Source organism: Paraburkholderia dinghuensis (genome assembly GCF_003837865.1).
In the GTDB taxonomy this organism is placed as follows: domain Bacteria; phylum Pseudomonadota; class Gammaproteobacteria; order Burkholderiales; family Burkholderiaceae; genus Paraburkholderia; species Paraburkholderia dinghuensis.
This window is the reverse complement of the sequence record NZ_RQIS01000008.1, coordinates 271,037-279,744: the sequence shown is the minus strand read 5'-3', so window position 1 is coordinate 279,744 and position 8,708 is coordinate 271,037. Positions and strand designations below refer to the sequence as shown.

Sequence of the window (8,708 nt, the reverse complement as noted above, 5' to 3'; positions counted from 1 at the left end):
CATACAAGACTGGCTTGTGGCTCAGCGGACAAGAGATGCGGCTGCATAACCCGGGGCCTCTGGAAGGCGAAAAACCGGGGGAACCTCAGAAAACAGCAAATGCAACGCTGCAGAAACGCGCAGAGCCAAAGTGGGCCTGGCTTTGGCCGAGATGGGACTCTCCTTTTCAGGCTGCTATATCTGGCTGGAAAGACCTTGAAGATGCAGTTCTGCTGGGCGATGACGGACTGAGCAAAGGTTGGATAACCCGAGACGGATTACAGGCGCGCATTCGCTGGAATCACTATGTGGCGCGCCTTCCTTTCGTCCCGTTGGCTGTAGATGAGATCGCCGTGTCGTACAGCCGTCGGTGGCCGGTTACGGCAAACCAGATAGATAGGCTTGCCGCCACGTGGCTGCGGGCTTCGCTCGTGGACACGATAGGAAGCGAGGCATTTCGTAGCGGCGTCCAATTTCTTCTTGATTCCATCGCACTTGAACAGGCGGAATCCGACGAAGCGATCCGAAGCCCAGTGAAGCTGTTAAAGCTCGCCTACGCGCAGTTACTGACGTTACCCAGACAATCTGACGATGGTTTTCGGCTGGCAGCATTCTGGTTGGTTTTGATCGGCTGCGCAGTTGATCGCTTACCATATCCCGACTGCAAGCTTTGCTTCAGGCATGCGCCACACGGCCACCAGTACTGCTTCGCGCACTCACAGGCGAGAGCATTCCAGGGGACAAAGGCACAAAAGGCGCGGCGATACTACCTCGGCAGAAAAACGGCGCGAGAGCTTGGCTGGGACCGAAGAAGGCCTGTCATCCAGGCTCACGCCGAGTTCGAAATACCGAATCTCATCGCGCGGCATCTTTGGGGGACTTTGCCACGCGGAGAGGCGGACCTGTTCAAACGTATCCGAAAGCAACTCGCCGGCTCGCCGAATGTTCGACAGTTGCTTAATGGGCCGATTCCGCGAGGAAACGTGGCCCTTGATGCCCTGCTTCGCGACAAACTCGATCCCCTAGAGTTGTTGCCACAAGCGTGGCCCGAGAAGGTTGCACTGGCAGAACGCTGGCTTTCGTGCGAGTTACGCCAAGCACCCGGCATGCGAGGCCGATCACGGGCCTTAAGTGCAAAAATTCAGCGAGCTGAACGGCTTGCTTCCAGGGGTATGTCGATTGGGCAGATTGCGAAAGCACTAGGCTGTTCGACGGCAACTATAGGAAGTTGGCGCACCCGCGGACAAGCACAACGGCTCTCGCAAATACTTTCGTACCAGAGCCAGTCAAAATCGTCTGCTCGCGGTCAGACATCGTAGTCGACGGCCCTACATGATCAGATTCATTTGCCGCAGTCACTCCACGGGACTGGCCGCAGTGGTCGCTGCCGGCCTCGGACCCAAGGTCACTGAGCGCAAGATACGGTGAGGCAGCCCAGCGCTTGAGCGGTGTTTCAACGCGTTAAACTAGTCATGAGCGGCGCACTAAATTCCCGCGGCAGGAGAACTCCTGCAAAACATAGCGATCGGGGAGGGTCGACTTGATCTCAATTTTGCATACAGCCGACTGGCAGATCGGCCGAGTGTTCGCGCAGTTTGAGCCTGACGACGCGGCTGCGCTGTTCGAGGCCCGCTTTGCCGTGGTAGAGCGATTGGCTGGTATCGCGACCGATCGCAGTGTCGATGCCATCTTGGTCGCAGGCGACGTGTTTGACGCCCAAACGGTGGCTGACAAGACGATCCGTCGGCTCTTCAACGCGATGCAAGGCTTCACTGGGACTTGGGTCCTCATGCCGGGCAACCACGACGCTGCGCTGGCCGAGTCGGTGTGGAGCCGGGCGCGGCGCCTTGGAGTGATCCCGGACAACGTTATCGTATGCCTGGAACCGAAGCCCCTTGTGGTGGCCGGCAAGTTCACCTTGTTGCCGGCACCCCTGACCCAGCGCCACACCTATATCGACCTAACCGAGTGGTTCGCGGCGTACGTTTCAACCGACGATTTGCCGCGGATCGGTCTGGCTCACGGTAGCGTGCAAGGAATCCTTCCCGAGGACGTGGACTCGGCAAATCCGATCGCTGCAGGCCGGGCACAAGGCGCGGGGCTGACCTACCTGGCGCTGGGGGACTGGCATGGCACCAAGCGGGTTGATGGCAAGACCTGGTACGCCGGCACGCCAGAGTCGGATCGATTTAAGGCCAATGACTCGGGCCAGGCGCTGCTCGTCTCCATCGAGGCTACGGCGCTCGAGCCAGTTATCACTGCGGTCCCCACGGGCAAGTTCAACTGGCGTCAGATCGAGAAGCAGATGGCCGTCGATTCGGACGTTGACGAGGTTGTGCGGATACTCGATGCGGTAGGCGGCGGCGATGTTCTTCACGTGCGCGTGTTCGGGACCTGCAACTTGGCGGGACACCGCAAGCTGTCGGCCTCGCTTGGTACTGCCCGGGCCAAGGCCCGGGCTGTCCTATGGGATGCAGCGATGTTGAGGCTGGAGCCCACCGAGGAGGACATCCAAGCGCTGCAGGCCGATGGCTTCGTGGGCGAAGCGCTGCAGGAGCTGCGCGAGCAGCAAGCCGGCATCGAGCCCGAGTTGGCGCGGGACGCGCTCTTGGCGTTGGCTCGAATCCTGGATGACCATGGCTCCGGGCTGGGAGCTGGTGCATGAAACTCAAGCGATTGCGAATCGAGAACTTCAAACGCTTTCGGGCGCCCCTGGAGCTGGGCAACTTCGCCGACGGACTGAACCTGTTTGTCGCCCCGAACGAGGCGGGCAAGTCCACCGTAGCCGAAGCCATTCGAGCGGCTTTCTTCGAGCGGTACAAGTCCAACTCGGTCAGTGGTTTGCGCCCGTGGAGTGATAGCTCCGCGACGCCCTCGGTGGAGATCGAGTTCGAACTCGGCGGCAAGCCCGCGCGACTCAGCAAGTCGTTCCTAGGCAAGAAGCGATGCCAGTTGAGCATCGACGGCAAGGTCCTAGACGGGACCGAGGCCGAGGATCACCTGGGGGAAATGCTGGGTTTCAGTTTCGCTGGCAGGGGCGGCAGCTCGCCTGAGCACATGGGCATTCCTGGTCTGCTCTGGATCAAGCAGGGCACCTCGCACGAGCTCGCCAGGGCCGTCGACTTTGCCAGTGATCATCTGCGCAACGCACTGGGGGATTCTCTGGGCGAGTTGGCCTCCACCAGTGGCGACGATGTAATCAAGGCCGTGGAGTCCGAGCGCAACCAGCTCCTGACTCCATCCACCGAGGCACCCCGCGGTGTGTACGCGGAGGCGCTCAAGCGCCGTTCAGCGCTGGAGGAGACGCTCGAGGTCTTGCGCGCGGAAATTGACGCGTACCGGATCGACGTCGACCGCCTGGCAACCTTGCGCCGCGATCATGGGCGAGATGACGAAGCGAGGCCATGGCTGGCCGTGCGCGAGCAGCTCGCACAGGCTCAGGCCAAGCTGAACGACGCCACAGGGCTGGCCGACAGGCGGGCCGCGCAGGAGGTGCTGCTCAAACAGGTCATGGCGCAGGTCGTTGCCGTACGCCAGCAGCTTCAGCTCATGGAGCGCGACGAGGAGGCGCTAACCCTGCGCGAAGTGAACCTGGACGCGGCTCAGAGCAAGCTAATCAAGGCACAGGGACTGCTTCAGGCCTGGGAGCCCCGCCATGCGGAGGCCGCGCTTGCGAGCACGAAGGCGCGCGAGCGGTTGGTGGTGGCACGCCAAGTTGCCGCATGGCAAGCCCAGGAGAAGTCTGTCATCGACCTCACGACTCAGGCGCAGGCTTTGCAGCGGAGCTTGCACGAGGCGCAGCTCAAGCAGGAAGATCTGACTCTGTTGACGGCCGAAGCGTTGTCGCTCGCGTTGCCCAGCGTCGAGCTCAAGCGGCTGCGCGAGGGCTCCGACCGCCTTCGCACCGCGCAGGCGAAGCTGGACGCGGTGTCCACCGCGCTAGACTTCGAGCTCGAGCCTAGCGCGAAGGTGCGGGTGGCTGGTGCCGAAGTGATGGGCACCAAACGCCTGACCGTGGTGGTGCGCACGGGCATCGACATCGAGGGGGTGGGCCGCATCACGGTGCTGCCGGGCGGCGAAGATCTACAGAGCCTGATTGGGGACCGCGATCGTCAGCGCGATGAGTTGACCGTGCTCCAGCGGAGCCTGGGCGTTGCTAACCTGGCTGAAGCGGAGTCGCGTGAGCGGCTGCACGCGCAGCGAGTGGCCGAGGGCAAGGCGGCCACATCCGTGCTCGCGGCGCATGCCCCGAACGGGCTTGCAGCGTTGGAAGCGGACGTGGCTGCGCTATCGACCAAGCTAACCGCAGCCAAGCAGACGCTGGAGGCCTTGGCGCTGGCGGTGGGGGCTGAGACCGCCAGCGTCCCCGTATCGCAAGCGGAATCGGACGAATCCTCGGCAAGGACGGCCCTGGACGATGCGTCGGCCCAGCTGAACGAGGCCAAACTCGCCGTCAGCGAAGCGAATGCCCTAGTCAGTGCCGCGCGAGATGAGCTGGCCGCGGCCAGGGCCACGCTCAGCGACCCGCTGCGTGCGGACAAGAAGGCGGCCGCTAGCCACGCACTGACCGATGCGCTCGCGCGCGAGACCACGGCCCAGGCCGGCGTGGACGCGCTCGCCGAGCAGCTGCGCTCGCTCAATATGTCGGTCCTGCAGCAGGATGTCGAGCGGTTCGAACGAAGCGCCAAGCAGTTGGAGGCCGCGCATGCCCAGCGCGCGGGCGAGATCATCCGGCTTGAGGCCGACCTGGAGGCCAAAGGTGCTTTGGGGCTGGAAGAAGTGGCCGCCGACAAGCAGCGCGAGCTCGACCAGGTGGGGCGACGGTGCTCCGAGCTGGAGCGCCGGGCCAATGCGCTGAGCTACCTGTTGAAGCTGCTCACCGAGAAGCGCTCCGCGCTGGCGCGGCGCCTGCGTGCGCCGCTTCAACGGCACCTGAGCCACTACCTCCAGATCCTGTTCCCGGGCTCGAGCATTGAGGTGGGCGAAGACCTTTCGCCGGGGCGCATCACCCGCGTCGGCACCAATGGCGCTGAGACCGGCGAGTTCGAAGAGCTCAGCGTCGGAGCTCGCGAGCAGATGGGCGTCGTCGCACGGCTTGCGTACGCGGATCTACTGCAGGAGGCCGGCAAGCCCACCTTGCTCATCCTCGACGATGCGCTGGTTCACACCGACAAGGATCGCCTAGACCAGATGAAGCGCGTGCTCTACGACGCCGCGAGCAGGCACCAGATACTCGTCTTCAGCTGCCATCCACAGGCGTGGCAGGACCTAGGCGTTGCTGCTCGCGAGTTGTCGCAGGAAGCCAATTCAGGCGCAGGCTCCGTTGGCGGAGCCGTCTCCCAGTAACGACCAATTGCCGTTGAGACAAATCCGAGGACCGACCGTGACCGACCGCAGTGCAACCGCGACGATCAAAGGCTACTTCTACCAGTTCGACCAAACGATCGTGCGATTGCTCGAGGCGACCAAGCACGGGAGCATCACGGTCGAGGGGGTGGAAGACATCGATTTGGACGATGGGGATAAGAGTGCCTTCGTGCAATGCAAGTACTACGAAGGCACGGAGTACAACCATTCGGTAATCAAAGAGGCGGTAATCCACATGCTGCGGCATTTCCATGCCGCGGGCTGCCCTACCGACCAGGTGTTCAGGTACCGGCTGTACGGCCACTACCGCGGCGGTCAGCACAAGCTCACGCTCCCGCTGACGGACGAGTTCCTGAAAGAGCACTTCCTAACCTACACGAAGGACAAGCAGGTCCACAAGGTGCACGAGGAACTGACAATCACCGATGTCCAGCTTGCCGCCTTTCGCGCGTTGCTGGACATTGATGTGAACGCTCTGTCCTACGACAATCAGCAGGCCAACGTGCTCAAGCTCCTAGAGTCGGAGATCCCCGATTGCTCGACCGGCGACGCGCTGAGCTTCTTCTACCCGGTAGCGATAAACGTCGTTCAGGGGCTGGCCATCGAGGCGGACGAGGCCAAGCGAAAGATCACCAAGGATCAGTTCTTGAGGGCCATCAACCGCAAGGAGGTGGTCTTCAGCGCTTGGCTGCGGGAGCACCTGGGACGCGAGTATTTCGCGCGAATGGTCCGTCGCAGGTACTTCTACTTCGGCAAGACAAAGTTACCCAAGGCCGCCAGGTTCTTCGTGATCGACATGGCCGATGAGTACGATGTGGACAAGGCCACCCGCATGCTCGTTCGAATCGGCCAGTTCTTCTCGCACAAGGAGCTCCAGCGAACGCCTGCGACCGACCGGTTTTGCCCCTACGTGCTGCTGCGGGGCGTGACGACCGAGCAGTTGATCGAGCTCAAGGCCAACCTATGGACGCAGGGCGTGGTCTTCAATGATGGCTATCCATTCCAAGGCGCCGAGTTCTCGCCCGCCATGCTGACGGCGGCCCCCACCAAGGACAACCTTTGGACGATCAAGTTCGTCCCCGGTGAACAGCAGCTGGCGCCGACCATCGCTGCTTGCACCGGATTGGTCGTCGAGGTCTACGACTTCTACAAGGCCACGCCACTCGACAGTACCCTCGTGCCAAAGGCCAGGGGGCTTCATTCGATCAAGAGTGACAGTGCCTATCTACTTCAGGAGATCATGCAGGCATGAGCGATTCTCAAGACATCAAGGCCGAAGTGATCGCGGTCTTCCCAGACAAGGTGAAGATCTCGGTTGGCAACATCTCGGCGTTCGCCAACGACAAGAGCCTCAAGGTGGGCTCGTACTTGCGCGTCACCGACAGCGAGGACTGCGCGCTTATCGCCATCATCGAAAACTTCTGCATTGAAGTGAACGACAAGGCAGAGCGCCGCCACATCATCGAGGCGCTCCCACTGGGAATTATCGCCGACGGCAAGTTCATCCGCGGCGGCGACACGCTGACCATTCCGCCAACGGGCGTGACGCCGGCGACTGAAGACGACATCAAGAAGATCTTCGAGGATTCGGTCGACCCGGCCAAGAAGTTCGCTTTCAGCGCTCTGGTGTCCAACGACAAGATCACCGTGCCGGTGGACGGCGATCGGTTTTTCAACAAACACCTAGCCGTAGTGGGGTCCACCGGTGCCGGTAAATCCCACACGATAGCCAAGATCATCCAGACGGCGGTGAGCGCGAAGAACGGCCAATACTCGCTGAATAACTCGCACGTCGTCATCTTCGACATCCACTCCGAGTACCGAACGGCTTTCCCTGATGCGAACTTCCTCGACGCCAGTACGTTGACCTTGCCCTATTGGCTGCTCAATAGCGAGGAACTTGAGGAGGTGCTGCTGGATACGGGCGAGCGCGACAACTACAACCAGTCGGCCGTGTTCCGTCAGCTAGTGACGGAGAATAAGAAGCGCCACAACACCAGCGCGAAGAACGTCTTTTACGACAGCCCGCTGAAGTTCAACATCCATGAGGTGCTGAACGCGCTGTACAACATCAAGAGCGAGACCGTGAACTCGAAGAACGAGGCGCGGTACATGGTGGTGGACGGCAGCTACACGCTACTGCCCGAAGGCAAGACCGACAACAGCCACGGCCTGCAGCTCTCCGCGAACGAGCGGCTCGATCTGTACTTTGCCAAGCGACTCGATTTCCATCCGACCAAAGGCCAGAGCATCACCCCGGGCAGCTACGCAGACAAGTCGCTGGACAAGTTCTTCGCGCGCTTCGAGGCCAAGGTGGAGCAGGACCGCCTGCAGTTTCTCTTCGGTCCGTCCGCCGACACGGCCACACTGGTGGGGACCCTGAAGAGCCTGATCGGCTACGGAGACGAAAAGTCAAACGTCACGATCGTCGACTTGAGCGGCGTCCCCTTCGAGGTCCTCAGCATCACCGTGTCGCTGATCTCGCGAATTCTGTTCGAGTACGGGTACCACTACAAGGTGATGCGGACTGCGGCAAAGGAGAAGATCAACACCGACACGCCGCTCCTGCTCGTGTACGAGGAGGCCCACAAGTACGTACCCAACAGCGACCTGGCGCGCTTTCGTGCGTCCAAGTTCTCGATCGAACGCATAGCCAAGGAGGGTCGCAAGTACGGTGTGACGCTGCTCCTGTCGAGTCAGCGCCCGTCGGAGATCTCCGAGACGATCTTCTCCCAGTGCAGCAATTTCCTTGCGATGCGGCTGACCAACCCGAGTGACCAGAGCTACGTCGCACGCCTGCTGCCTGACACGCTTGGCAATCTTTGCGACAAGCTACCGACCTTGAGCGCCGGAGAGGCACTGCTGATCGGTGAGTCTGTGGTGATGCCGTCGTTAGTCAAGGTCCAGCGTTGCGACCCGCCGCCCTCGTCGACCGATATCCCGTACTACCAGCTCTGGAAGGAAGAATGGAAGCAGCTCAACTTCGAGGCGATCAAGAAGACTTGGCTCAAGGAGTGAGGGTGAGGCCCTTCCGGATTTCCATGTACCTAGCCTCCATTGCAGGCGGACATCCAGGTCTTTCAAGATTCAACCTGCTCGCTATGGGGCAACAATGTGTCATGGGGCATGACGGTGCGGCGAGTGACGGAGAACCGACGGCGCGAGAATTTCTTGAACAACTCGCAGTTGCAGAGGTAACGCCGTGGCGCTGCCCCTGCGGCTGTGGATCCATCATCCATCAATTTCCAGATCAAGGGTCGCGAACCTGCCCCACCGGGCGTACACATTCTCGGAGACTTTATTTTCGGTCCGGACAGTGCGCCGGCCGGGATATTTATTTTCGAAAGCGCGGGTTTGTTAAG

5 protein-coding genes are annotated in these 8,708 nt (G+C 61.2%); all 5 read left to right on the top strand.

Annotation, left to right across the window (positions count from 1 at the left end; translation table 11 throughout):
• A partial coding sequence (locus D1Y85_RS13440; RefSeq protein WP_185218976.1) for a helix-turn-helix domain-containing protein occupies window positions 1-1,298 on the top strand: 1,298 nt, incomplete at its 5' end.
• A gap of 221 nt (window positions 1,299-1,519) precedes the next feature.
• Window positions 1,520-2,644, top strand: coding sequence for a metallophosphoesterase family protein (locus tag D1Y85_RS13435; RefSeq protein ID WP_124151543.1), 1,125 nt, complete (start codon window positions 1,520-1,522; stop codon window positions 2,642-2,644).
• A complete protein-coding gene (locus D1Y85_RS13430) occupies window positions 2,641-5,325 on the top strand; it encodes an AAA family ATPase (protein ID WP_124151542.1) in 2,685 nt (894 codons plus the stop codon). The genes D1Y85_RS13435 and D1Y85_RS13430 overlap by 4 nt, the downstream gene beginning before the upstream one ends.
• A 37-nt stretch (window positions 5,326-5,362) precedes the next feature.
• On the top strand, window positions 5,363-6,598 hold the full coding sequence (locus tag D1Y85_RS13425; RefSeq protein ID WP_124151541.1) for a DUF4297 family anti-phage-associated protein: 1,236 nt from the start codon (window positions 5,363-5,365) through the stop codon (window positions 6,596-6,598).
• Entirely contained in the window at window positions 6,595-8,364 is a 1,770-nt protein-coding gene (gene herA, locus D1Y85_RS13420; protein ID WP_124151540.1) for an anti-phage-associated helicase HerA, read from the top strand. The genes D1Y85_RS13425 and herA overlap by 4 nt, the downstream gene beginning before the upstream one ends.
• The last annotated feature ends 344 nt before the right edge of the window (window positions 8,365-8,708 follow it).

Excerpts from the sequence above, each read along its gene's own strand:
- D1Y85_RS13430 (WP_124151542.1), top strand. The coding sequence starts at position 2,641 with ATGAAACTCAAGCGATTGCGAATCGAGAACTTCAAACGCTTTCGGGCG.
- herA (WP_124151540.1), top strand. The coding sequence starts at position 6,595 with ATGAGCGATTCTCAAGACATCAAGGCCGAAGTGATCGCGGTCTTCCCA.